Origin of the sequence: Haloferax massiliensis (genome assembly GCF_001368915.1) — an archaeon.
Classification (GTDB): domain Archaea; phylum Halobacteriota; class Halobacteria; order Halobacteriales; family Haloferacaceae; genus Haloferax; species Haloferax massiliensis.
In genome coordinates, this window is the sequence record NZ_CSTE01000001.1 from 559900 (window position 1) to 585201 (window position 25302).

The window sequence follows — 25302 nt, forward strand, 5'->3', positions numbered from 1 at the left end:
CCGAGAAAAGAACGCGAACGAAAACGACCGAGTCGCCGCCTCAGTCGGCGTGCTGGACGATGACGATGGCGTCGCCGGCTTCGAGCATGTCGCCCTCGCCGACGTACTCGCGGGACTCCTCGATGGTGAACATCTCGGGGGCGAGTTCGACGCCCGCGACGTGCATCACGCCGTCTTCGACCTCGTAGTCGTCGCTTTCGAGCGCGGCCTCGATGTCCGGGACCTGCGCGCCGTACTCGGGGCCGACGAGCGAGTAGTCGAGGTCGACGCCGGTCACGACCGACTCGATTTCGGGCTCCTCGTCGAGCAGTTCGAGCTCCTCGATGTGCATGACGCCGCTCACGTCTTCTTCGAAGCCGTGGATGTCGCCGTACACTTCGACGAGGTCGACGGAGGCGTTCATCGAGAGCTGGTTGTCGCTTTTGTACTTGCGGAGCGCGCCGACGACGGCCATCGCCGTCTCGCCGGCCGCGACGTCGGCGTCGAGGCCGAGCGGTTCGGGCCACGGCTGGTCGTGGACGCTCGCCTCGTCGTACATGTCGCGCCACAGCTCCTCCGTGACGTGCGCGAGGATGGGCGCGAAGCAGGTCAGGAACCGCTTGTGGGCGGTCTGGAGCGTGTAGGCCGCCGAGGGGTCGTCGCCCTCGCGGACGCGCTGTTTGGCGATTTCGAGGTAGTCGTCGCAGAACGTGTGCCAGAAGAAACTCCGCAGGCGGTCGCGCGCCTTCGAGAACTCGCGGTTCTCCAGTTTCTCCGTGACGAACCCGAGTTCGCGGTCGAGCGACGCCAGAAGCCAGCGGTCGATGGCCTTCAGGTCGTCGTGGTCGAACTCGGCGGGCGCGTCCTCGGTGAGGCTCTCGACGAGCTTCGAGGCGTTCCAGAGCTTCCGCATGAGCTTTTCGCCCGCGACGAGGCCCTTTTCCTGATACGGCAGGTCGTCGCCGACGGCGCTCCCGGCGGCCCAGTAGCGGGCGGCGTCGACCGGGAACTTCTCTAAGACCTCGTCGGGGGAGACGACGTTTCCGACGGACTTCGACATCTTCTCGCGGTTCTCGTCGAGGACCATCCCGTTTATCATGACGCTGTCGAACGGGACCTCGCCGGTGTGCTCGTAGCACTTGACGACCGTGTGGAACAGCCAAAAGGAGATGATGTCGTGGCCCTGCGGGCGCATGTCGAACGGGTAGAGTTCGGGCCGTTCGAGTTCCATCGCCTCCGTCTCGGGGTTCCAGTCCCAGCCGCCGTTGATGAGGGGCGTGAGCGACGAGGTCGCCCACGTGTCGAACACGTCGTCCTCGGCGGCGAACTCGTCGTGGCCGCACTCGGGACAGGCGTCGACCGGCGGGTCGTCCGAGAGCGGGTCGACCGGCAGGTCCTCGCGGTCGGCGACGACGACGTGCTCGCAGTCCTCGCAGTACCAGACGGGGAACGGAATCCCCGAGGAGCGCTGTCGGGAGATGGCCCAGTCCCACTGGAGGCCTTCTATCCAGTTTTTGTACCGCGTGAACATCTTCTCGGGGTACCAGTCCATCTGCTCGCCGGCTTCGAGGTACTCCTCGCGCTTGTCGAGCAGTTTGATGTACCACTGGTCTTTGACGAGGAACTCGACGCTCGTGCCGCACCGCTCGTGGACGTTGACCGTGTGCGTGATGGCGCGCTTGTCGAGGAGCGCCCCGGCGTCGTCGAGGTCGGAGACGATGGCCTCCCGCGCCTCGTCGGCGGAGAGCCCGGCGTAGTCGTCGGCCTCCTCGGTCATCGTGCCGGACTCGTCGATGGCGACGCGGAGCGGCAGGTCGTGGGCCTGATACCACTCGATGTCCGTCTGGTCGCCGAAGGTACAGCACATGACGAGACCCGTGCCGGTCTCCAGGTCGACGCGCTCGTCTTCGAGGATGGGAACCCGCTGTCCGAACAGCGGAACCTCCGCTTCCTGCCCGACGAGGTGCTCGTTGTCGTCGTCGTCCGGGTGGACGAAGACGGCGACGCAGGCGGGGAGCAGTTCGGGTCGCGTCGTGGAGATGACGAACGACTCCTCGGACTCGGCCACGCCGAACTCGATGTCGTGGAAGTGCGAGCCCTGCTCGTCGTCTTCGGTCTCGACCTGCGAGATTGCGGTCTCGCACTCGGGACACCAGATGGCGGGGGCGCGCTGGCGGTACTGCCGACCCTTGTCGTAGAGGTCGACGAAAGAGAGCTGGGAGACGCGCTGGACCTCGGGCGAAATCGTCTGGTACGTCTGGTCCCAGTCGATGGAGATGCCGAGGTTCTGCATCTTCTCCGTGAACTCCCCTTCGTACTCCGCGGTGACCTCGCGGCAGAGCTTCTGGAACTCGCGTCGCTCGTAGTCCTGGTGTTTGATTCCGAGTTCGTCCTCGGTCAGGAGCTCCGACGCGATGCCGTTGTCGTCGTAGCCGAACGGGAAGTACACCTCGTCGCCGCGCATCCGGTTGAACCGAGCGACGAAGTCCTGGAGGGTGAAGCCGTAGACGTGGCCCCAGTGGAGGCTCCCGGACACCGTCGGCGGCGGTGAGTCGATAGAGAAGACGGTGTCGGGGTCTACCGCACGCTCCGGGTACGCGTACAGGTCTTCGTCGACCCACCTCTCTTGCCACTTCGCCTCGACGGTTTCCGGATCGTATTCTCCGCTCGGCATTGCGTTGGCGTACCTACAGCCGGGTGGACTGTTAAACGCCTCGGTTAAGTGCCCGAGGGGACGGAATTCGGCCGCGCGAGCCGTGACTACCTACAGCACAGAAAGCGCCGACGCGAGGTCAGAGCGCAGGTCGTCGACGTGCTCGACGCCCACCGACAGCCGCAACAGCGAGTCCGAGATGCCGAGCGCGTCGCGTTCGGTCTGCGAGAGCGGCGAGTGGGTCATCGTCGCCGGGTGCTCGATGAGGCTCTCGACGCCGCCGAGGCTGACCGCCAGCGGGAACTCCCGGAGTTCGCCGAGGAACTCGGCGGTTCCGTCGAGGTCGGTGTCGAGTTCGAACGACAGCACGCCGCCGAAACCCGACTGCTGACGGGCCGCGAGGTCGTGTTGCGGATGGGACTCCAACCCCGGATACAGCACCCGCGTCACGGCCTCGTGGGAGTCGAGGAACTCGGCGATTTCCATCGCGTTGGCCTCGTGCTGGCGCATCCGTAGCGGGAGCGTCTTGATGCCCCGAAGCGTCAGATAGGAGTCGAACGGCGAGAGCATCGACCCCATCCCGACGCGCTGGAGGAAGGTAATCTCCTCCAGTACGTCCTCGCGGTCGGTGACGACCGCGCCGCCGATGGAGTCGGAGTGGCCGTTGAGATACTTCGTGGTGCTGTGGACGACCACGTCGGCTCCGAGCGACAGCGGGTTCTGGAACTGCGGGCTGAGGAAGGTGTTGTCCACGCCGAAGACCGCGTCGCCCTCGTCGGCGACGGCCGCGATGGCCTCGATGTCGCAGAGGTGCATGAGCGGGTTCGTCGGCGTCTCCATCCAGACGAGCGCCGTCTCCTCGCGCATCGCGGCCGCGACGTTCTCGGGGTCGGTGGCGTCGACGAACGACACGTCCACGTTCAGCCGGTCGGCGAACAGCCGGTTGAGCATCGTCTTCGTCCCGCCGTAGAGGTCCTCGAACGCGACGATGTGGTCGCCCGGCCGGACCACCGCGGTCATCGTCGCGGCGATGGCCGCCGTGCCGGAGACGAACGCCAGCGCGTGGTCCGCGCCTTCGAGCGCCGCGAGCCGGTGTTCCAGCGCGTTCCGCGTCGGGTTCGACAGCCGCGAGTAGAGGTACTCGCCCGCGTCGGGGTCGAGCGTCTCCAAGTCCGCGTCGGGGTCGATGCTCGGCACCGCGTAGGTCGACGAGAGGTGGACCGGAACGACGACGTCCTCGACGCCCGGAGCCGGGGCCTGCCCGCGCTCGCCGTGGGTCACCGCCAGCGTCTCGCGATGTACGTCATAATCATTCATACAAGAAAACCGACGACTCGCGTCCTAAAGGTTTCTATCGGGTTCTGACCAAATGCACGAAAAGAATTACTGTCGGTGTATAATTACCACAGATAATCAGAGGTCGAGTTACAGACCGTCAAAAAATCTGCCGGGAGCCTACGCCAGCGCCGACAGGTCGATGCTCCCACCGTTTTCCGTGACTTGCGCCGCTCGCCCGAGAGAATCTGTGTGGTGACTGACGATGGACGGCGTCCCCCCGCGGCAACGGCCCCACAATGAACTGCGGTTCCCCGATTCTTTTTATACGAAGTTGGCACACCCGGTAAGTGGAGGCGTTGCCTCCGAAGGCACCGACCGATGCTTGGGTAATCAGCCATAAATGCTCATTCGCTTCCGGGTGCCTTCTTCAGTCAACGACACACTGAGCCGCGACGTTGCGCACAGGTTCTACTCAAAAACGAGCGACTCAGTCCCTACGCCAGCGCCGACAGGTCGAATTCGAACGCCGCGACCGGCAGTTCGAGGTCGTGGTCGACGATGACCTTCGGGTGGAGTTCGCCGACGACGCCGACTTCCTCGCCGTCGATGACGACCGCGGCGGTGCGGCCGTCGATGAACGACGGGTGCTCGGTCGCGGGCGTTTCGAGGTCCGCGTCGAAGTCGCGGCAGAGCGCCGCGAGTCGGGCCTTCGCGTCCTCGTAGGTCGCGTCGTGGCGCGCGAGGACGGCCGCGACGTGGCGGGCCTCGGCGACGCGGGTGTTCTCGTCGTCGTCGCGGTGGGCCACGTGGCCGATTTCCGCGAGGTCCTGCGGGTACGCCCGGTGGGTGTTGTTCTCCAGCACCATCGTCAGCGAGGGCAGCACCCACGTCCGGAGCATGGTGTAGTCCTCGCTGTACGGCTCGGTGATGGAGGCGGGTTCGCCGCCGCCGAGGTAGTCTGAACCGACCTCGACGTCCATGCGCTCGTAGTTCTCTTCCTCCGAAATCATGTGGAAGTTGAGCAGGTCCTCGAAGCCGAGGCCGACGAGCGAGGTGCGGACGGCGTCTTCGAGTCGGGAGCGCTCGTGGCGCTGGCCGACCGTCCCCACGTCGGGGTAGCGCGGTTCGAGTTCGTTGAAGCCGTAGGCGCGGCCCACGTCGTCGACGAGGTCGAGCGGGTGGAGCACGTCGACGCGGTACGGCGGAATCGAGACCTCGTAGACGGTCTCCTCACCCAACTCGGCGTCCGCGTCGAGGCCGGAGCGCTCGAACAGGTCGATGACCTCGTCCAGCTCCAACTCGACGCCGAGGACCATCTCGATGCGGTCGTGAGAGACGTGTTTCGTCTCGACTTCGAAGTCGGGCTTCGTGACGGTGCCCGTCTCGTACTGGACCTCGACGTCCTCGATGGTCGCCCCGCGGGCGGCCAGCGCGTAGCAGATGATGTTGCACATCCGGTCGATGGTCCACTGGTCGGTGCCGGTGAGTTCGACGAGCAGGTCGCGGGAGTCCGTCGAGACCTCGGTCCGGCGGCCGTTGATGACCGGCGGGAACGAGAACAGGCCGATTTCGTCGTAGATGGCCGGATAGCGGTCGTACTCGCTCACGAGGTCGGCGTACTTCCGGCCCGTCGCGTGCTGTTCGAGCACCTCGGCGGGCGTGAGTTCGTCGTTGGAGTCGAGCGCGACGAACGTGTCGCCGTCGGGTTCGATGCCCGTGTACGTGATGGAGTTGCCGGAGGCGTTCTCCGAGAGCACGTCGCCTTTCAGCATCGTCAGGTCGTGGATGCCGATGGCTCCCTTGGCGCGCTTGCGGCCCATCGTCGCGTGGAGTTTCTCCTGCAACTGGATGAGCGAGTCGAGCGCCGCGTCGTCCAAGTCGACCCCGCGGACGACCGCGCCCGTGACGTAGGGGCGCTCGTCGGGCACGTCGTCGTCGACGACGAAGGTCCAGTCGGGGTCGTTCGTGTTCGGCACGGAGACGCCGCGGGCGTCGCCGTACTGGTAGCGAAGCGAGCGGGCGACGCCCTCGACCGACAGGCGGTCGAGGCGGTCGGGACCGAACTCCAGTTGGAACGCCCCGTCGTCGGTGACGCCCTCGAACTCCAGTCCGAGCGCGAACAGGTCGTCTTTGAACTCCTCGTTGGACTTGTCTTCGTGGCCGGTCAGGCGGCGCAGTTCGTCGGGTTGAACGTCGACTACGGGCATTACTTGAGCACCTCCGTCTCGCGGAGCAGGTCGAGGTCGCACAGCGTTCCGTGCACGTCGCGGATGTCGTCGAAGCCGTACATGAGCATCAAGAGGCGCTCTAAGGCGAGGCCCCACGCCATCACGTCGCACTCGACGCCGAGCGGGCGAAGCACCTCCTCGCGGAACATGCCGGAGTTACCGATTTCGATGAGTTCGCCCGTCTCGGGGTGTCGGCCGAACAGCTCGAACGACGGCTCCGTGTAGGGGTTGTAGTGCGGCTTGAACTGGATGTCCGTGATGCCGAAGTGGGAGTAGAACTCCTCGAAGGTGCCCATCAGGTCGCGCACCGAGAGGTCCTCGGCCATCACCCAGCCCTCGATCTGGTAGAACTCCAAGAGGTGCGTCGGGTCGAGCGTGTCGTTGCGGTACACCTTCTCGACCGAGAAGTACCGCTGTGGCGGCTCTAACTCACCGACCTCGTGGCCCGAGAGGTAGCGCATCGACAGCGACGTGGTGTGGCCGCGGAGCGCGATGGCCCGCGCGAAGTCCTCGGACCACGGCGAGTGGTAGCCGTCGCCGTCCTCGCCGACGCCGTTGAGATGGGCGTCGCGGACGTTGTCGATGAGGTCCTCGGGGATGTCCTCCATCGGCGGCACGTCGAGGGCGAAGCGGTCCCAGTGGGTGCGCGCCGGGTGGTCCTGCGGCATGAACAGACAGTCGTTAATCCAGAAGTCCGCGTCGGCGTGCGGGCCTTCCATCTCGGCGAAGCCCATGCCGGTGAGCACGTCCTTCACGCGGTCGGCGGTCTGCCGGAGGATGTGCTTTTTGCCGCCGCGGGCCTCGGGCGCGTCGGCCTCGACGTTGTACTCGGTGAACTCCACGTCCTCCCACTCGCCGGAGGTGAGCATCTCGGGGGTGAGGCGGTCGACCGTCTCGGCCGCCTCGACGCCCTCCATCAGCGCCGTGACGCCCTCGTCGGTGAGGGTGACGGCGCGGATGGTGCGCTCGTGGCGGACCACGAGGTTCCGCGATTCGAGCTGGTCGAGCACGTCGGCGGCGACGGACTCGCCCGCGGCGAGGGCCGCGAGCGTCGGGGTCGGCGTCCGCGTCGGGCGCGAGTTCGCCCGAGTCGATGGTCCCGTAGCCCTTGCGCGCGAAGTTCGACAGCGCGATGTCGACCTGCGGGCCGCCGAGGGAGGACGCGCCGATGACCTGCCCCATCGGGACCGCGTCGCCGTCGCCCGCGTCGAGCGCGGCGCGGTAGAGCCGGACCTCGGGGAGGCCCTCGTCGGCGTACTCGACGCCCTCGTCTGTCAGTTCGACGGACTCCTCCGTGGTCTCGGTGACCGAGACGAGTCCCTCGTCGCGGAGGTCGAAGACCGCGCCCGTCACCGTCTCGGGCTTCTGGTCCGTCGCCTCCGCGAGCTGTGCAATCGTTCGTTCGTCCGTGGCGCTCGCGGCGTTCAACACCGCGACCTGTGATTCCGGAAGTCGCATCTGGTTCGTTGTGGCGTTAGCCGTCTGGTGGTCGGTTAGCAGTTTCGAAGCCTCGCCGCGGTGGCGGGGCTGACCGGCGGGGTCGGTTTCGTCCGGCGGGCGCGGTGACGCCCGGCCGGAGTCCGCCGACCTCAGGCGGTCAGAAAGAAAAATCCGAACCCGTCGGTGGTCGGTTCGCTCGCTCGCGCCCCGCGTTTGGGTTCGGATGCCATGTGCGACCGATTGTGAGTGCCGACTAAAAGCGTTGCGCGTCCACTCCGAGTCAATCCGAGCGCAGATACGTTCTTGGTATCGGCCGACCGAGAGACGGCGAAGACGAATGCGAGACCTAGACGCGACTCTCTCCGCGATTCGCCTCGGCCACGAGGCGTCGCTCATCGTCAAACCCCCGCACCGCCCGGACGACAGAGACGACGTCGAGGCCGTCCTCGTCCGGGCCGCGCCGCCCTACGAGTTCGACGACGGGGAACTGACCTACCGCGTGGTCGAAGACGAAGGCGACGGAGAGCGCGCGGGCGCGACCGGCTTTCGCGTCCTCGCGTCGCGCGACGTCGCCGACCCCGTCCGCGAACTCGGCGAACTCCGCGCCGTGGTCGACATGAGCGCGTAACGCGGCGGCGGATTCTCTCAGGCCACGTTCCGCTCGCGGAGCGTCTCGCCCGACTCGAACCGGTCGAGCGACAGCGCCGACACGTCCACCTCGCAGGCGTCCTCGCCGAGGCACAGGTCGGCGACCGCCTCGCCGGTCGCGGGCGCGTGCTGGAAGCCGTGGCCCGAGAAGCCCGCGGCGACGACGAGGCCGGGTTCGGCCTCGTCCAGAATCGCGTGGTGGTCGGGCGTCACGGCGTACAGCCCGGCCCAGCCGTTTCGAATCCGCGTCTCCGGGCCGAAGTAGGCCGCGGCGTCGTCGGCCCGCTCGGTCGCCTCGACCGCCCACTCGACGTCCATCGATTCGTCGAACCGGTCGGGGTCCACGTCGGGGTCCGAGTCGGCGAAGTGCCCGCCGACGATAGCGGTCCCCTCCCGCTCCGGGCGGAAGTACGCCCCCGTGTCGAGGTCGATGGTGAGCGGGGCGTCCGCGGGGAGGTCGCCCTCGGGTTCGACGACGGCTATCTGTCGGCGGCGCGGCGCGATTGGGAGGTCGACGCCGGCGAGGGGACCGTCCGGCGTCTCGGCGCGCCAGCCGCCGGTATCGGAAGCGGTCGCGGCCGCGGCCGCAGTATCGGCCGAACCGTCGTCGGAACCGCCGTCGCCGACGCGAGCGAGGTCGGTCACCGGCGTCTTCGTCCGGATATCGACGCCGGCGGCGCGGACCGCGTCCGCGTAGCCCTGTACCGCCGAGTGCGGGTCGGCGACGCCGTCCGCGGCCGAGAACGTCGCCGCGACGAACGACTCGGTTCGGAGTTCCGGGAGGTACTCGGCGGCCTCCGCGGGCGAGAGGACGCGACTCGGCGCACCGGCCTCGGTCTGCATGGCGACGTTTTCTCTGAACGCCGCGGCGGTCTCCTCGGTCCGGGCGAGAAAGAGGTAGCCCGACCGCCGGTAGTCGATGTCGACGCCGAAGTCGTCCGCGAAGGACTCCCAGACGGGGACGCTGGCGAGCGAGAGTTCGACGTTCACGCGGGTCGAGAACTGCGTCCGGATGCCGCCCGCCGCGCGACCCGTACTGCCGCCGCCGAGCGTCCCCGCCTCGCAGACGGTGACCTCGGCCCCGCGGCCGGCCAGCGCGTGGGCGCACGCGAGTCCGACGACCCCGCCGCCGACGATGAGGACGTGCATGGTCCCGTCTGATTCGCCACCGACATGAGTGTGTCTGTCACATACTGTCGAGGAACAATGTTTTCACGCGGCCGCGGAGAGTAGTCAGGGTATGGTCCGTATCCTCTCCGCCGACGCCGTCGGCGAGTTACTGTCGCTCGCAGAGCTGTTTCCGGTCGTCGAGGAGGCGTTCGTCAAGCAGGGTCGCGGCGAGGTCGAACGCCCCCCGCGACCGCACTTTCCGGTCGGTATCGACATCGACAGAGTTCGGGACGGAAACGGGAACGGCGTCGTTGGGGCGGGCTCGAAGCCGACAGGGCGGGACAGCCCGCTCGGCACCGGCCTCACCATGCCGGCGTACATCCACGGCCGCGAGGTGTACGCGACGAAACTCGCCGCCGTCCACCCGGAGAACGCCGCCCGCGGCCTCCCGACGGTGAACGCGCAGGTCGTCCTCACCGACGCGACGACCGGCCTCCCGCTCGCGCTCCTCGACGGGACCACGGTCACGAGCGCCCGCACGGGCTGTATCGGCGGCCTCGCCGCGGAGTACCTCGCGGCCGACCCGATTCGGCTCGGCGTCCTCGGCGCGGGCACGCAGGCTCGCTGGCAGAGCCGCGCCATCGCCGTCGGCTCCGCGGTCGAGTCGGTCGCGGTCTACTCCCCCAGCGACTCCCGCGAGGCGTGCGCCGCCGACCTCCGCGAGGACGGCCTCCCCGCCGAGGCCGTCGACTCGCCCGAGGCGGCCGTCTCCGGCGCGAACGTCGTCGTCACCGCGACGACCAGCGAGACGCCGGTGTTCGACGGCTCGTGGCTCGACCCCGGAACGCTCGTCGTCGCCGTCGGGGCCTACACGCCCGAGACGCGGGAACTCGACGCCGAGACGTTCGAGCGAGCCGCGCGGGTGTTCGCGGACGTGCCCGAGGAAGTCGCCGACATCGGCGACGTGCGCGGGGCCGGCCTCGACGAGTCCGACCTGATTCCGCTCTCGGCGGTGTTCGAGGGCGACGCCAGCCGCGACGACGCCGACGAGATTCTGGTGGTCGAGAGCGTCGGCTCGGCGGTGCTCGACGCCGCGACCGCCGAGTACCTCTACGAGAAGTCGAGCGCGCGAAGCGTCGGAGAAGAAGTGGGGTTGTGAGCGACCTTGTGGGCGATGGGGAGCGTTTCCGTCCCGCTAGTGCTCGGCGGCGACCCCCCGCCGTTCGGTCTCTAAGTCGATGTCCAGCGAGTCGAGGACTTCCTCGGCCTCCTCGCGCTTTTCGTGGTGGTCTTCGAGGAACTCGCGCATCATCGTCGCCGCCTGCTCCTTGCAGCCGCCGCAGAGGCGCTCGCCGCCGACGCACTCGTCGTAGACCTCCTTGGCGAGTTCGTCGTCGTCGCCCGTCAGCAGGTAGGCGTACAGCTCGTACACCGGACACTTGTCGGCCTCGCCGCCGAGTTCGCGCTGTTCTTCGGCCGTGTCGCGGCCGCCGGTCGTCGCCGACTTCACCTTGTCGTAGCCCTCCTCGGGCGCGTCGAGAAGCGAGATGTGGCTCGCCGGAATCGACGACGACATCTTGCCGCCGGTGAGGCCGGTCATGAAGCGGTGGTAGATGGACGACGGCGGGATGAAGCCGTAGCCGCCGTGGTGGGCCTCGACCTCGCGGGCGAGTTCCTCGGCCTCGTCGACCCCCACGTCGAACGCGTCGATGTGCTGGTCGTACCGGCGCTTTTCGCCCTCGATATCCTCGATGAGTGCCTCGAACGCCTCGTCGGTCGCCTGCCGGGCGAAGAACCGAATCCGCGGGCGGAGCGGTTCCATCCCGGCGTTTTCGAGCTTCTCGACCGCCGACTCGCGGACCGACTCGGCGACGAGCACGCCGGCCGCGTCGAGGTCGGCGTCGGCGAGCCAGTCGGCCGCCTCGCCGCACCGCGGCACGTCGGGGTCCTCGGCGTACTCCTCGCGGGCATCGTGGGCGGCCGCGACCAGCGGGCGCTCGGCGTCCGCGAGTTCGAAGCTCGCGAACGCCTCGGTCACCTTGAAGAATCGCATCCGGGTGGCGAGGTCGCGGGCGAACCGGACGTGCGGGTCCTGGTCCGGGCCGACCGGGATGACCGTCGGCTTGGGGTCGTCCAACTGCGGGTAGAGGATGTCGGCCATCTGCGTGACGACCGACTGCATGTGCGAGACGTTGGTCTCGCCGTCGAAGCCGTAGATGGACTGGAACTCAGAGAAGTTGGCCTTCCCGCCGAGTTCGAACGCGAGCCGCTGGAGGCGGTCGTTGTCCGACTGTCGGTAGAGTTCGCCCTCCTCGGGGTCGAACCCGAGCGCGATGAGCGACAGCAGGTAGTCGCGGCTGTGCTCGTTGATTTCGTCCCACGGGATGCCGCGGGCGGAGTGGGCCTCCATGTCGGCGATGAGGCCGTAGGCGTCGCCGCCCTGCTGTTGATGCCAGATTATCTCGTCGAAGACGAGTTTGTGGCCGATGTGGGGGTCGCCCGTCGGCATGAACCCCGAGAGGACGGCGAAGTCGTCGCCGTTTCGCATGGCGTCGAGGACCGGCCGGTAGTCGCGGTGGCCGAAGATGACCCCGCGGCGCATCAGGTAGTGCGGGTTCGGCACCTCGTCGAGCACCTCGTCGAACTCCTCGATGCCGAACTCCTCGAACAGCTTCCGGTAGTCGGAGACGGTCGACGAGCCCCACGGGTCGAGGGCGACGTCATCTGCTCCCTCTGCTGTGCCTCCATCGGTGCGGATTCGCTCCGCGGGTTCGTCGTCTGTCATGGCGTGAGCCGACTGACCGAAAGCCAGTCTATCTCTCCGTTGTCGTCGGTCAGCGCAAAAACCATTCGCTTGCGGACCCCGCCGGCGAGGCGCACGTCGAGCGAGAGGTCCCGCGGGACGAACGTGTGGTCGGGCGCGACCACGCGCACGAGGAACTCGGAGTGCGAGAGGTCCGACACCGACTCGAACTCCGTGTAGACGCGGAAGTCCGAGCCGAACTTGAAGCCGCTCTTGGGGACCGTCTTGGCCCCCCGGAGCGCGGCGTAGACCGCGAGCCGACGGTCGAACCGGTCGCCCTCCACGTCGCGGCCGCGGGAGACCACGTCGGCCTCGTCGATGGCGAGCGCGTCGGCGCGGGCGAGGTAGGCGGCTTCGAGGAGCGACAGTTGGAGCGGGCCGCTGTCGGCGTTTCTGCCGTACAGGCGCTGGCCGAAGAAGCCGCGCTGGTAGAGGCGGTCGACGCCGTCCCAGACGAGCGCGCGGTCCGAGAGGAGTTCCGCGTCGAGGTCGGCGGGGAGGTCCTCCGCGGCCGTGCCCTCGGGGGCGTAGCCCTCGGTGTCGAAGTAGGTCAGGTCGCCGTCCTCGTCGACGATGGCGAGCACCACCTCCCCGAGCGACGAGACGGGGATGCTCTCGCGCTCGCCGACGACGCGGACGCGGTGTTCGACCTCGCCGTCCCACGGGCCTTTCCCGCGGGGGTAGACGAGGAAGTCAGCGCCCGCGGCGTCGGTGGCGCCGGGCCAGCCCTCGCGAGCCGGCGAGAGGTAGAACCCGCGGTCGCGGAGGTCTTTGTAGACGACGAAGTCGAGGGTGGTCCCGGTGCGCGCGAGGAGTTCGCGCAGGCCCATCCCGTCCACGCCGTCGATGTCGTCCCGCGAGAGCAGGTGGGCGGCTTCGACGGGCGCGACCTCCAAGTCGTCGCCGCCGGTGGGCCTCCCGTAGCCGCGGGAGTCGTGGAACCGCTGTCGAGCGTCGCCCGGGAGGTGGACGACGCCGTCTTCGAGGCGTCCTTGCATACCCGAATCGCGGCGCGGCGACGACAAAGGGTCTGCGATGCCGGCGGCGCGATTCGACGGCGCGTCGGGACGGCCGCCAGCGTCGACCCGTCGCGGCCGCGGTTCCGGACGCGCTCCGCGTGGCCGGCCGTGTCGCCAGCGACGGGGCCACGCCCGTCGCCCCTCGTCTCGGCTCATCGGCCCTCGCAGGTCGAGTCGAGACACCGCCGACCGCGACTCGTCTCGAATATCGGCAGGCCGCAGTCGCAGTCGTCGACGACGACGCCCGCGGGGAGCGAAAACGCCGTCTCGCACTCGGGATAGGCGTCACAGCCGGCGAGCAGGCGGCCGCTCCGCCGGATGGTTCGGAGCGGCGACCCGCAGTCCGGACACGACCACTCGCCGTCGAAGCGGTCTTTCACGCGGTCGTCCAGCGGGTCGCACCGGCGGTCGATACAGACCTCGAACGGCGCGCCGCGCTCGACGCGCATCAGCGGCAGGCCGCAGTCGTCGCACGTCTCGTCGAGGACGGTCGCGCCCGCCGGCAGGCGGTACTCGGTCCCCGAGTCGAGGGCGACGACGGAGCCGTTAGTCCTGACGAGCGGGTCGCCGGTGTCGGGATGCGAGCCGACCGGGACGCCCGCGTCGCTCGCGGGGTACTCGGCGCGGCCGGTCACGTCGTTCGACTCGACGGTGAGGGTCTGGTCGCCGGCGCGGGCCACGAGGCCGAACGACCCCGGCCCGGACTCGACGGTCAGCGAGTCGGCGCGGGTCAGCCACGCGACGGGCTGGTAGCCTCCGGCGTCGTGGACGAGGACGGTTCGGTCGGGCTTGGCAACGACGACGACCCGGCCGCGCTGGGTGCGGTCGCGGGAGCCTTCGAAATTGACGGTGCAGTCGCCGGCGAAGACGCGTATCGAATCCATGCGCCGGGGTGGCTCCGGGTTCGGGTTTGAACCTTTGCGCGAAGGTTCACCGGCCATGCCGCTCAGCCATGCCGCGGCACGAAGCTCTTTGGTCGGCCGCGGCCGAGGGCGAACCATGGACGCGAACGTCGTGCTGTTCGACATGGACGGAGTGTTGGTCGATTCCGAGCAGTACTGGCACGCCTTCGAGGACGAGTGGGTGTTCGCCGACGCCATCGAGTCCGGCGACCCCGACCACGAGGAGATAACGGGGATGAACTTCCGCGAGATATACGACTACCTCGACGCGGAGTACGGGACGACCGTCACGAAAGACGAGTTCATCGCGGCGTACCACGAGAACTCAGAGAGCGTCTACGGCGAGCACGTCGTCCTGATGGACGGCGCCGAGGAGCTGTTTTCGGACCTCCGCGCGGCGGGCAAGAAGGTGGCAATCGTCTCGTCGGCCCCGCGGGACTGGATTTCGACCGTCCGCGAGCGGTTCGGCCTCGACCCCCTCGACCTCGTGCTCTCGGCCGACGACATCGACGACCCCGGTAAGCCCGAACCCCACATCTACGAGCACGCCGCCGCCGAGTTCGGCGTCGCCCCCGAGGACTGCGTCGTCGTCGAGGACTCGATAAACGGCATCGAGGCGGCCGTCCGGTCCGGCGCGTACACCATCGCCTACCGCGGCGGGCAGAACGCCGACCTCGACCTCTCGCGGGCGGACGAAATCGTGACTGGACCGGCGGAGTTGCGGGCGGCGCTGTTGGGCGAGGAGTAAGGGAAACGCGACCAAAAACGACCGAAAAGCGGCTGACTCCGCGGTTTCTGCTATTCGACCCGAACCGTCCGCGACTCCCGAATCGGGAGCAGCGGCAGGTCGGGGAACGTGACCTCCACGACGAACTCCAGTTCGTCGTCCGTCGCGCCGAAGACGCCGACGGGGACGGTCACCTCGTCCGAGAGGTAGCACGTCTTCGCCGACATCTCCACGTCGTTGACGGTGACGCGGATGCCGACCGAGCCGCCGCCGCCGTCGTTCCGCACGCGGATGTCGTGCATGTCGCTCTCGCCGCGGGCGACCGACTCGGGGAAGTCGCCCCAGTCGATTTCGGGCGCGGGGAGGTCCTTCGCGCTCTCGATGACGCGCTCGGCGACGCCCTGCGAGAGGCCCGCGCGGGTGAGTTCCTTCACGCCGGCGTCGACCACGTCGGCCGGGGTCGAGAGGCCGCCGGTGGCGAGCTTTCGCGCGCGGCCGGGTCCGATGCCGTCGACGGCCGTGAGCGCCGCGGCGTCGCTGCTGACGCCGTTGTCGACGCGGGCCTCGACGCGCCTCGCGAGGTTGGCCGCGCGGGCGTCCGCGAAGGTGTCGAGGAACTCGCGGAGCGCGGAGAGCAGTCGGAGCGCGTTCTGCTTGATGACCCACGCGTCGCTCCGGAGTTCGCTCGGCGTCGAGTTCGCCATGCTGGCGTGGAGGATGGCGAGCACCTTCTTCGGACCGTCTTCGAGCGTGGTCGAGACGCCCGTCAGCACGGAATCGACGGCGTCCACCTCGGACTGACGCGCCGACACCTGTCGGAAGTCGGCCGCGCCCGCGACGGTTTCGAGGATGTCGTCGGCGGAGATGCGGTCGCGTTCCGCGAGGTCGGCGAAGCGGGAGGCGGTCCCGAGCCGGAGGTAGTACTTCGAGGTGAGTCGCCCGAGCGGGGTCGCGTCGATGGAGAGGTCGTCGTCCATCTCGACGAAGCCGCGAGAGACGAGGCGGTCGAGCACGTCGCGGACGCGCGAGCGGAGGTCCTCGAAGTCGTAGGCCGCGGGGTTCGACTGCGCCCGCCGGTAGTAGAACGTCGTCTCCAGCCACGACATGACGTCGTCGAGGTCGCGGATGGTCCCCATGGCGATTTCGGCGTTGAGGTGCGAGTCGAGGTCTTCTGCGAGGCGCGACTCGATTTCCTTGCCCTCGCGGAGCAGGCGGCGGTACTTGTTCTGGTCCGAGCGGTCGCAGACGACCCAGCCGTAGCCCACGTCGTCGTAGCCGGGGCGGCCGGCGCGGCCGAGCATCTGGAGGATGTCGAGCGGCGAGATGTCCACCTCGCCTTCGAGCGGGTCGTGGTGTTTCGTGTCGCGGATGACGACGCAGCGGGCGGGGAGGTTCACGCCCCACGCGAGCGTCGAGGTCGAAAACAGGAGCTGAATCTTGCCCTCCTTGAACCACTCCTCGACCGCCTCGCGGTCGTCGCGGGCGAGGCCGGCGTGGTGGAAGCCCACGCCGTCCAAGACGCCCTTTGCGAGCGAGTCGTTGCTCAGCTCCTTGGCCTCGTTGTGGAAGTCGTAGTCGCCGCGCGCGCCGATTGGCACGTCGCGCTTTGCGAGTTCGTCGCGGGCCTTGGCGGCCGCGCGGACGGCGTCCTGCCGCGAGGAGACGAACACGAGCGACTGGCCGCCGTCGCGGATGTGCGGCTCGGCGAGGTCGAACGCCCGGTACAGCCGGCGGTACTTGTCGGCGAAGGAGTTCTCGCCGTGGGTGTAGGTCTTGACGCCCGCGTGGAGGTCGACGGGGCGGTAGTCGTCGCCGAACTCGAAGGTCGTCTCGGCGGGCGCGTCGAGCCACGCCGCCACGTCGTCGATGTTGGGCATGGTCGCCGACAGCGCGACGATGCGGGGGTCGCAGATGCGGCGCATCCGCGAGACGGTGACTTCGAGGACGCCGCCGCGGGTCTCCGAATCCAGCAGGTGGACCTCGTCGATGACGACGCAGTCCACGTCCTCGATGAAGGAGTAGCGCGCCGAGTCGTGCTTGCGGGTCGCGGAGTCGGTCTTCTCGGGCGTCATCACGAGGATGTCGGCGCGGGCGGCCCGTCGGGGGTTCAGGTCGCGCTCGCCGGTGACGACGTACACCGAGTAGCCGAGGTCCTCGAAGCGCTCCCACTCGGTCTCCTTTTCGGTGGTGAGCGCGCGGAGCGGGGCGATGAAAAGCGCCGTACCCTCGTCGCGGAGCGTGCGGCAGATGGCGAGTTCGGCGAGCGCCGTCTTCCCGCTGGCCGTCGGCGCGGAGGCGACGACGTTGTGGTCGGTGTCGAGGATGGCGGGGAGCGCCTCGCGCTGCATCCGGTTGAACTCCTCGAACCCGAAGGCGTCTGCGAACTCGGGGACCGCCTCGGCGACTTTCACTGGGCGCACCTCCGGGTGCGCGCTGGCGTCGGGGACGAGACGAAGACGAGCGTCATACACGAAGCCGAGTCGTCCGTGGGGAAAGGCGTTTCTCCATCCGGCGCGGCGGCTCGCGGATGTCGAACGGCCGGGAAAACGGAGGGACTGAGGTTGGTGGGTGGTGGGGCGTTCCGGCGGAACGCGGCGGAGTGTGGTGGTGGGTGGGAGGGTTGGGGAGGCGGAGTCGGAGACCGAAGCGCCGGCCCGCTTACGCGGCGCCGGCGAGCGCGGCGATGAACGACCAGTTCGTCCCCGCGGTCGCCTCGTGCTTCTTCGATTCGGCCTTCGTCATGTCGCGGCGGTGTTTCCAGTTCATACTCGATAGAAGTCTTTACTCGGATATAAGTTTTTCAGTTATGTGATACATCTAGCACGGTTGTACATGCTGTTTGATGGAAAGTCGTGATATATCCGGACCGGACGTTTCGAATTTCGTGATATAACTGCGTGTTTGAACGATTCTGAACAAGGCGTGATAGCACGGGGCGCACATGCGATGGCTAACGTCTCGGGGACGCGGTTTCGGTTGACTCGGCGGGCGATTCCATCGGCAACCCGACAGACGGCGGACCAATCCTCACGTTTTTGCCCGTCGCCTCGCAAGAACTGCCTATGCGCACGCGGCGGAAGCCAGACTGGTTGAAGATGCGACCGCCATCGGGCCGGCGTTTCACCGATATCAAATCGACGCTCCGGGACCGGAACCTCAACACCGTCTGCGAGGAGGCGAACTGCCCGAACCTCGGAGAGTGTTGGAGCGGCCGCGACGGCCCCGGCACGGCCACGTTCATGCTCATGGGCGACCGGTGCTCGCGCGGGTGTAACTTCTGCGACGTGACGACCGGCGGGATGGAACCGCTGGACCCCGACGAACCGGCGAACGTCGCCGACGCGGTGACCGAAATCGGCCTCGACTACGTCGTGTTGACCTCCGTGGACCGCGACGACCTGCCGGACCAGGGCGCGGCCCACTTCGCCGAGACCATCCGCGAAATCAAGCGCCGCGACCCCGAGGTGCTCGTCGAGGTGCTGATTCCCGACTTCCAGGGCGACCCCGAGCACGTCCGGCAGATAATCGACGCCGGCCCCGACGTCATCGCCCACAACATCGAGACCGTCGAGCGCCTCCAGTGGCCGATTCGGGACCGCCGCGCCGGCTACGAGCAGTCGCTTTCGGTGCTCCAGCAGGTGACAGACGAGTCCGACATCCACACGAAGACCTCCGTCATGCTCGGCCTCGGCGAGCACGCCCACGAGGTCTACCAGACCCTCTCGGACCTCCGCGAGGCCGACGTGGACATCGTCACGTTCGGTCAGTACCTCCAGCCCTCGCGGAGCCACCTCGACGTGTTCGAGTACGTCCACCCCGACGCCTTCGAGACGTGGCGGCGCGTCGCGGAGGACGAACTGGGCTTTCTCTACTGCGCGTCCGGCCCGATGGTCCGGTCGTCGTACAAGGCCGGCGAACTGTTCGTGGACGCGCTCCTCCGCGAGGGGTCGAGCGTCGAGGAGGCGCGGCAGGCCGCCCGCGCGGCCGCCGGACAGTAGGTCGCGGCCGCCGCGCCGACCGACTGCGTCGGCCGCTCCACCCCGTCCGCGCGACCCGGCAGACCGGGTCCGACCCCGCGCCCGCCGCGGACCCGATCTGCAACGCTGTCGATATTTCCGATTATTTCTCGGCGATGTGTGGGTTCACACTAATGAACGTCAGGAAGAATCGTTTAGAAGCGAAGATGTCCAATTTTTACCCCGCGTGAGTTTACATAGCACGATGTGAGGCGCAATATTCCGAGCCAAAGTAAACTATATACGAAAACAATATAACGCCGGCGGGTGTCGATTTTGGCATGAACAGGAGGGTTCTCCCGTGAGCGTGCTTCAACGCGACCCGCAGGACCAGGTACGGGTGCTCGACGAAGACGGGACCGTCGTCGGCGAGGTCCCCGACGTCGACGACGAGACGCTCGTCGAGATGTACCGATACATGCGTCTCGCCCGACACTTCGACACGCGGGCGGTGAGTCTCCAGCGCCAGGGGCGGATGGGGACGTATCCACCGCTGTCCGGACAGGAGGGCGCACAGATCGGGAGCGCAATCGCGCTCGACGAACAGGACTGGATGGTTCCGAGCTATCGCGAACACGGCGCGTCGCTGCTCCGGGGCCTCCCGCTGAAGCAGACGCTTCTGTACTGGATGGGCCACGAGAAGGGCAACGAGATGCCCGAGGGCGTGAACCTCTTTCCGCCCGCGGTCCCCATCGCCTCGCAGATTCCGCACGCGACCGGCGCGGCGTGGGCGAAGAAACTCCGCGGCGAGGAGGACACGGCCGTCATCTGCTACTTCGGCGACGGCGCGACCTCCGAGGGCGACTTCCACGAGGGGCTGAACTTCGCGGGCGTCTTCGACACCCCGAACGTCTTCTTCTGTAACAACAACCAGTGGGCCATCTCGGTGCCGCGGGAGCGACAGACCGCCGCCGAGACGCTCGCCCAGAAGGCGACCGCCTACGGCATCGACGGCGTGCAGGTCGACGGGATGGACCCGCTCGCGGTCTATTCGGTGACGAAGGCGGCGCTCGACAAGGCGAAGAACCCCGGCGAGGGCGAGGGCCGCCCGACGCTCATTGAGGCGGTCCAGTACCGCTTCGGCGCGCACACGACCGCCGACGACCCGACCGTCTACCGCGACGACGAGGAAGTCGAGAAGTGGAAGGCGAAAGACCCGATTCCGCGGCTGGAGTCGTTCCTCCGCGAGACGGGCCGCATCGACGACGAGACCGTCGAGACCATCGAGGAAGACGTGAAACAGCGGGTCGCCGACGCCATCGAGGCGGCCGAGTCCGACCCGCGTCCGGACCCGAGCGAGATGTTCAACTACGCCTACGCCGAGCGGACCCCGGAGATTCAGGCACAGTACGAGGAGTTCGAGGCGCTCCGCGAGAAGTTCGGCGACGAAGGATTCCTCAGAGAATGAGCAGTCAGAACCTCACCATCGTGCAGGCGGTACGGGACGGTCTCTACACCGAGATGAACCTCGACGACGAGGTGCTCGTCATGGGCGAGGACGTCGGCAAGAACGGCGGCGTCTTCCGGGCCACGGAGGGCCTCTGGGACGAGTTCGGCGACGACCGCGTCATCGACACGCCGCTGGCCGAATCGGGAATCGTCGGCACGGCCATCGGCATGGCCGCGATGGGGCTGAAACCGGTCCCGGAGATACAGTTCTCCGGCTTCATGTACCCCGGTTTCGACCAAATCGTGAGCCACATGGGTCGGTTCCGCAACCGCAGCCGCGGCCGCTACACGCTCCCCATGGTGCTCCGCGCGCCCTACGGCGGCGGCATCCGCGCCCCCGAGTCGCACTCGGAGTCCAAGGAGATGTTCTACGCGCACGAGGCCGGCCTGAAGGTCGTCATCCCCTCGACGCCGTACGACACGAAGGGACTGCTCATCTCCGCCATCCGCGACCCCGACCCGGTCATCTTCATGGAGCCGAAGCTCATCTACCGGGCGTTCCGCGGGGAGGTCCCCGAGGAGGACTACACGGTCCCCATCGGCGAGGCCGCGGTCCGCCGCGAGGGGACGGACGTGTCCGTGTTCACCTTCGGCGCGATGACGCGCCCGACGCTCGAAGCCGTCGAGAACCTCGAAGAGGAGGGCATCGACGCAGAGGTCGTGGACATCCGCACCATCTCGCCGCTCGACCGCGAGACCATCGTGGAGTCGTTCAAGAAGACCGGCCGCGCGGTGGTCGTCCACGAGGCTCCGAAGAACGGCGGCCTCGGGGCCGAAATCACGGCGACGGTTCAGGAGGAGGCGCTGCTCTATCAGGAAGCGCCGGTCAAGCGCGTCGCGGGCTACGACGTGCCGTACCCGCTGTACGCGCTGGAGGACTACTACCTCCCCTCGGTCGCCCGCGTCGAAGAAGGTATTCGTGAGGCGGTGAACTTCTGAACGATGGCGCTCAAGGAATTCAAACTCCCCGACGTCGGCGAAGGCGTCGCGGAAGGCGAACTCGTAACGTGGCACGTCGCGCCGGGCGACGAGGTAACCGAAGACCAGGTGCTCGCGGAGGTCGAGACCGACAAGGCGCTCGTCGACGTGCCCTCGCCGTTCAACGGGACGGTCGAGGAACTCCTCGCCGAGGAGGGCGAGGTCGTCCCCGTCGGGGACGTCATCATCACCATCCGGGTCGGTGGCGACGAGGAGGAGGCCGCCGATGCCGCCGGTTCGGACGCCGAGGCCGCCGACGTGGACGCCGAACCGACCGATTCCGAGACGGCCGAGAGCGACGACGCCGGCGCAGGCGAGGACGACGGTTCCAGTTCCGGCGGGCGCGTGTTCGCCCCGCCGAGCGTCCGACGGCTCGCCCGCGAACTCGGCGTCAGTCTCGAATCCGTCGACGGCAGCGGCCCGAGCGGCCGCGTGACCGAGGGCGACGTTCGCGCCGCCGCGGAAGACGCCGGCGACGAGGGCGGCGACGAACCCAGCGGCCCGCGGACCGTCCAGACCAACGGGAAGTCCGCGACCGCGAAGCGCGACGAGGGAACGTCCGGGTCGGCGACCGCGTCGGCCGAGAGCGCCGACCGCGGGCAGACGCTCGCCGCGCCCGCGACCCGCGCGCTGGCCAAGGAGGAGGGCGTGGACATCGACGCCGTCCCCGCGACCGAGATGCGCGACGGCGAGGCGTTCGTCTCGCCCGAGGCCGTCAAAGAGTACGCGCAGGCCCAGCGCGAGGCGCAGGCCGCGGACGCCGAGGCGGTGGCCGCCGAGGCCGACGCCGTCCCCGCGACCGCCGAGGCGACGGGCGAAGCGACGAGTGAATCCGCACCGCCCGAGGCCGGCCCCGGTGCCGGCGAGCGCGTCCCCTACAAGGGCGTCCGCAAGGCCATCGGCGACCAGATGCAGCGGTCGAAGTACACCGCGCCGCACGTCACCCACCACGACGAGGTGGACGTGACGGAGCTCGTCGAACTGCGCGAACAGCTCAAGCCCGTCGCCGAGGAGCGAGGGTCGCGGCTGACCTACATGCCGTTCGTGATGAAGGCCGTCGTCGCGGCGCTGAAGGACTTCCCGTACCTCAACTCGCAACTCGACGAGGAGAACGAGGAAATCGTTCTGCGCGACGAGTACAACATCGGCGTCGCGGCCGCGACCGACGCCGGCCTGCTCGTTCCCGTCGTCCGCGACGCGGACCGCAAGGGCATGCTCGAACTCGCCGACGAGATGAACGAGAAGGTCGAGAAGGCCCGCAACCGCAAAATCGCGCCCGAAGAGATGCGCGGCGGCACCTTCACCATCACCAATATCGGCGGCATCGGCGGCGAGTACGCGACGCCCATCGTCAACTACCCCGAGGTGGCGATTCTCGCGCTCGGAGCCATCAAAGACAAGCCCCGGGTCGTCGACGGTGAGGTCGTGCCGCGTAAAGTCCTCACCCTCTCGCTGTCGTTCGACCACCGCATCGTCGACGGCGCGCAGGGCGCTCGATTCACGAACCGCGTCAAGGAACTGCTCGAAGACCCCAAGCTGCTGGTGTTAGAATAATGGTCGTCGGAGACATCGCAACCGGAACCGAACTGCTCGTCATCGGCGCGGGGCCGGGCGGCTACGTCGCCGCCATCCGCGCCGCACAGAACGGCATCGACACGACGCTCGTCGAGAAGGACGCCTACGGGGGCACCTGCCTCAACTACGGCTGTATCCCCTCGAAGGCGCTCATCACGGGCGCGAACCTCGCCCACGAGGCGGGCAACGCCGAGGAGATGGGCATCCACGCCGACCCCGTCGTCGACATGTCGCAACTGCGCGACTGGAAGAGCGGCGTCGTCGACCAACTCACCGGCGGCGTCGAGAAGCTCTGTAAGGCAAACGGCGTCAATCTCGTCGAGGGGACCGCCCGCTTCAAAGACGAGAACGCCGTCCGCATCGCCCACGGCGGCGAAGGGCAGGGCTCGGAGACCGTCGAGTTCGAACACTGCATCATCGCCACCGGCTCGCGCGTCATCCAGATTCCCGGCTTCGACTTCGGCGACGAGCCGGTGTGGTCGTCGCGGGACGCCCTCGAAGCCGACACCGTCCCGGAGCGACTGGTCGTCGTGGGCGGCGGCTACATCGGGATGGAGCTGTCGACGACGTTCGCCAAGCTCGGCGCGGACGTGACCGTCGTGGAGATGCTCGACGACATCCTGCCGGGCTACGAGTCCGACGTGGCCCGCGTCGTCCGCAAGCGCGCCGAGGACCTCGGCATCGACATGCACTTCGGCGAGGGGGCCAGCGGCTGGCGCGACGAGGACGACGGTATCATGGTGACCACCGAGACCGAAGACGGCGAGGAAAACGAGTACCGCGCCGACAAGGTGCTCGTCGCCGTCGGGCGCTCGCCCGTCACCGACACGATGGACATCGAGAGCGCCGGCCTCGAAGCCGACGACCGCGGGTTCCTCTCGGTCGACGAGTGCCGCCGCACCGACGTCGAGCACATCTACGCCGTCGGCGACGTGGTCGAGGACACGCCGATGCTCGCGCACGTCGCCTCGAAAGAGGGCATCGTCGCCGCCGAGCACGTCGCCGGCGAGCCGGTCGCCTTCGACAGTCAGGCCGTCCCCGCCGCCGTCTTCACCGACCCCGAAATCGGCACGGTCGGCATGACGGAAGCCGACGCCGAGGAAGCCGGCTTTTCGCCCGTCGTCGGGCAGATGCCGTTCCGGGCGTCCGGCCGCGCGCTGACGACGAACCACGCCGACGGCTTCGTCCGCGTCGTCGCCGACGAGGAGTCCGGATTCGTCCTCGGGGCGCAAATCGTCGGCCCCGAGGCCTCGGAGCTAATCGCGGAACTCGCGTTCGCCATCGAGATGGGCGCGACGCTCGAAGACGTGGCGTCGACCATCCACACCCACCCGACGCTCGCGGAAGCGGTCATGGAGGCCGCCGAGAACGCGCTCGGACAGGCGATTCACACGCTGAATCGGTGAGGTGAGGAGCGTCGAAAAGCGGGAGGACTTTTTTACGCGGTCAGGTCGCCGTCGAGCTCCGGGTCGAAGACGTCCTCGACGCGACAGTCGAAGTACGCCGCCAGCTTGAACGCCAGTTCGAGCGAGGGGTCGTACCGCTCGCGCTCGATGGCGTTGATTGTCTGTCGGGTGACGCCGACCGCTTCGGCGAGTTCGCCCTGACTGAGGTCTGCGGCCTCGCGGCGCGTGCGGACCCCGTTTTTCATGTCCGAGCGCGGACCCAGAGGTAGCACAGGGCGAAGAGACCGAACAGTCCGACGAAGCCGTACAGCGCGCCCGAGACGAACGGCGAGACCTCGAACAGCCCGAGCGTCGCGCCGAGTCGGGCGGCGGACGCGCCGAGGACGAGGATTACCGCGGCGACGGTCATGGTGAGCTGACTCGCCCGTCGTTCGAGCGACCGGTCGCGCTCGTCGAACAGCGCGACGTCGGTGCCGCGCCAGACGGCGAGCGCGGCGACGATGCCGAGCCAGTAGACGGCTTCGCCGACCACGGGGTAGTCGAGAAACCGGAGGACGAGGGAGGCGAGCACGCCGACCCCGATGGAGCCGAACAGCAGGCGTCGATACCGCCGTCGTCTGGAGAGCCGAGGCGTCGGTGAGCGTTGGACCTGTGTCATAGTTCTGTGTAAAGCGCCGGGTCGGAGACCGGGTGGAAAGTTCGCTTTACAGTAAAGCATACTTTACACACCGACTTAATCGTTGTCCCGGTTCGGTCGCGTCGCTCCGAGGTTCGCGCGGCCGCAGAGAAGGGCGTCAGCGTCGGTTCAGTTCGAGTCGGGCGGGTTCAGTCCGGGTCGGGTCGGTTCATGGTCGCTCACCCGTCGTCGAACCACCACAGCACCAGCATCGTCCCCACGACCGCCGCGGCCGCGGGAATCGACTCGTCGACGCCGAGCGTGCGGACGTCGAGGAGGACGACGCCCTCGAACAGGGCGGCGAGCGCGAGGGCCACGAAGACGAAGCCCGCCACCCATAGCTCGGGCGTGTTGACGTCGCTGATTGGCATACGCGGGGCTACGGCCCCATATGTGATAAGTGTTAGCAGACCAC

Annotated in this window: 19 protein-coding genes and 1 pseudogene; 8 read left to right on the top strand and 12 right to left on the bottom strand. The window is 68.0% G+C overall.

Annotated elements, in window-relative coordinates; all coding sequences use genetic code 11:
• Nucleotides 1–40: 40 nt before the first annotated feature.
• From BN996_RS02690 to pheS, 4 genes and pseudogenes are all read right to left on the bottom strand, one after another.
• Nucleotides 41–2653 (bottom strand): valine--tRNA ligase, encoded by a 2613-nt coding sequence (locus BN996_RS02690; RefSeq protein ID WP_089777050.1) that lies wholly within the window; start codon nucleotides 2651–2653, stop codon nucleotides 41–43.
• Nucleotides 2654–2743: 90 nt separating this feature from the next.
• Nucleotides 2744–3949 (bottom strand): trans-sulfuration enzyme family protein, encoded by a 1206-nt coding sequence (locus BN996_RS02695; protein ID WP_089777051.1) that lies wholly within the window; start codon nucleotides 3947–3949, stop codon nucleotides 2744–2746.
• Between the two features lie 455 nt (nucleotides 3950–4404).
• The gene (pheT, locus tag BN996_RS02700) at nucleotides 4405–6117 is read right to left on the bottom strand and encodes a phenylalanine--tRNA ligase subunit beta (protein WP_089777052.1); all 1713 of its coding nucleotides are present in this window, start codon (nucleotides 6115–6117) and stop codon (nucleotides 4405–4407) included.
• Nucleotides 6117–7596, bottom strand: a pseudogene (gene pheS, locus BN996_RS02705) (phenylalanine--tRNA ligase subunit alpha). Before pheS ends, pheT begins: the two are co-directional and overlap by 1 nt.
• 319 nt (nucleotides 7597–7915) lie before the next feature.
• On the opposite strand from pheS, the gene BN996_RS02710 reads away from it, so the two are divergent.
• A complete protein-coding gene (locus tag BN996_RS02710; protein WP_089777053.1) occupies nucleotides 7916–8206 on the top strand; it encodes a hypothetical protein in 291 nt (96 codons plus the stop codon).
• A gap of 17 nt (nucleotides 8207–8223) precedes the next feature.
• On the opposite strand, the gene BN996_RS02715 is transcribed toward BN996_RS02710, so the two are convergent.
• Nucleotides 8224–9375 (bottom strand): NAD(P)/FAD-dependent oxidoreductase, encoded by a 1152-nt coding sequence (locus tag BN996_RS02715; protein ID WP_089777054.1) that lies wholly within the window; start codon nucleotides 9373–9375, stop codon nucleotides 8224–8226.
• Nucleotides 9376–9466: 91 nt separating this feature from the next.
• Here BN996_RS02715 and BN996_RS02720 point away from each other — a divergent pair, with 91 nt between their 5' ends.
• On the top strand, nucleotides 9467–10495 hold the full coding sequence (locus BN996_RS02720) for an ornithine cyclodeaminase family protein (RefSeq protein ID WP_089777055.1): 1029 nt from the start codon (nucleotides 9467–9469) through the stop codon (nucleotides 10493–10495).
• Between the two features lie 36 nt (nucleotides 10496–10531).
• On the opposite strand, the gene BN996_RS02725 is transcribed toward BN996_RS02720, so the two are convergent.
• From BN996_RS02725 to BN996_RS02735, 3 genes are all read right to left on the bottom strand, one after another.
• Nucleotides 10532–12121: a tryptophan--tRNA ligase gene (locus BN996_RS02725; protein ID WP_089777056.1), complete on the bottom strand. Its 1590-nt coding sequence runs from the start codon at nucleotides 12119–12121 to the stop codon at nucleotides 10532–10534.
• Entirely contained in the window at nucleotides 12118–13137 is a 1020-nt protein-coding gene (gene endA / locus BN996_RS02730) for a tRNA-intron lyase (protein ID WP_089777057.1), read from the bottom strand. Before endA ends, BN996_RS02725 begins: the two co-directional genes overlap by 4 nt.
• A 173-nt stretch (nucleotides 13138–13310) precedes the next feature.
• Nucleotides 13311–14042: an Sjogren's syndrome/scleroderma autoantigen 1 family protein gene (locus BN996_RS02735; RefSeq protein WP_089777058.1), complete on the bottom strand. Its 732-nt coding sequence runs from the start codon at nucleotides 14040–14042 to the stop codon at nucleotides 13311–13313.
• 115 nt (nucleotides 14043–14157) lie between these two features.
• Between BN996_RS02735 and BN996_RS02740 the strand changes: the two genes are divergently transcribed.
• Nucleotides 14158–14808, top strand: coding sequence for an HAD family hydrolase (locus tag BN996_RS02740; protein ID WP_089777059.1), 651 nt, complete (start codon nucleotides 14158–14160; stop codon nucleotides 14806–14808).
• Nucleotides 14809–14858: 50 nt separating this feature from the next.
• Here BN996_RS02740 and BN996_RS02745 read toward each other — a convergent pair whose 3' ends face one another.
• Nucleotides 14859–17198, bottom strand: coding sequence for a DEAD/DEAH box helicase (locus BN996_RS02745; protein WP_089777060.1), 2340 nt, complete (start codon nucleotides 17196–17198; stop codon nucleotides 14859–14861).
• Between the two features lie 651 nt (nucleotides 17199–17849).
• On the opposite strand from BN996_RS02745, the gene lipA reads away from it, so the two are divergent.
• From lipA to lpdA, 5 genes are all read left to right on the top strand, one after another.
• Entirely contained in the window at nucleotides 17850–18785 is a 936-nt protein-coding gene (gene lipA / locus BN996_RS02750) for a lipoyl synthase (RefSeq protein ID WP_089777061.1), read from the top strand.
• Nucleotides 18786–19104: 319 nt separating this feature from the next.
• Nucleotides 19105–20211 carry a pyruvate dehydrogenase (acetyl-transferring) E1 component subunit alpha gene (gene pdhA / locus BN996_RS02755; RefSeq protein ID WP_089777062.1) on the top strand — a complete coding sequence of 369 codons (1107 nt, stop codon included), beginning with the start codon at nucleotides 19105–19107 and terminating at the stop codon, nucleotides 20209–20211.
• Entirely contained in the window at nucleotides 20208–21191 is a 984-nt protein-coding gene (locus tag BN996_RS02760; RefSeq protein ID WP_089777063.1) for an alpha-ketoacid dehydrogenase subunit beta, read from the top strand. Before pdhA ends, BN996_RS02760 begins: the two co-directional genes overlap by 4 nt.
• A gap of 3 nt (nucleotides 21192–21194) precedes the next feature.
• Nucleotides 21195–22784, top strand: a complete 1590-nt coding sequence (locus BN996_RS02765; RefSeq protein ID WP_089777064.1) for a dihydrolipoamide acetyltransferase family protein — start codon at nucleotides 21195–21197, stop codon at nucleotides 22782–22784.
• The gene (gene lpdA / locus BN996_RS02770) at nucleotides 22784–24211 is read left to right on the top strand and encodes a dihydrolipoyl dehydrogenase (RefSeq protein WP_089777065.1); all 1428 of its coding nucleotides are present in this window, start codon (nucleotides 22784–22786) and stop codon (nucleotides 24209–24211) included. Before BN996_RS02765 ends, lpdA begins: the two co-directional genes overlap by 1 nt.
• 32 nt (nucleotides 24212–24243) lie before the next feature.
• On the opposite strand, the gene BN996_RS02775 is transcribed toward lpdA, so the two are convergent.
• The 3 genes from BN996_RS02775 to BN996_RS02785 all read right to left on the bottom strand — a co-directional run bounded on the left by BN996_RS02775 (nucleotide 24244) and on the right by BN996_RS02785 (nucleotide 25258).
• On the bottom strand, nucleotides 24244–24456 hold the full coding sequence (locus BN996_RS02775; protein ID WP_089777066.1) for a helix-turn-helix transcriptional regulator: 213 nt from the start codon (nucleotides 24454–24456) through the stop codon (nucleotides 24244–24246).
• Nucleotides 24453–24869 (bottom strand): DUF2178 domain-containing protein, encoded by a 417-nt coding sequence (locus tag BN996_RS02780; RefSeq protein ID WP_089777067.1) that lies wholly within the window; start codon nucleotides 24867–24869, stop codon nucleotides 24453–24455. The genes BN996_RS02775 and BN996_RS02780 overlap by 4 nt, the downstream gene beginning before the upstream one ends.
• 197 nt (nucleotides 24870–25066) lie before the next feature.
• Nucleotides 25067–25258, bottom strand: a complete 192-nt coding sequence (locus BN996_RS02785; protein WP_089777068.1) for a hypothetical protein — start codon at nucleotides 25256–25258, stop codon at nucleotides 25067–25069.
• Nucleotides 25259–25302: the final 44 nt, after the last annotated feature.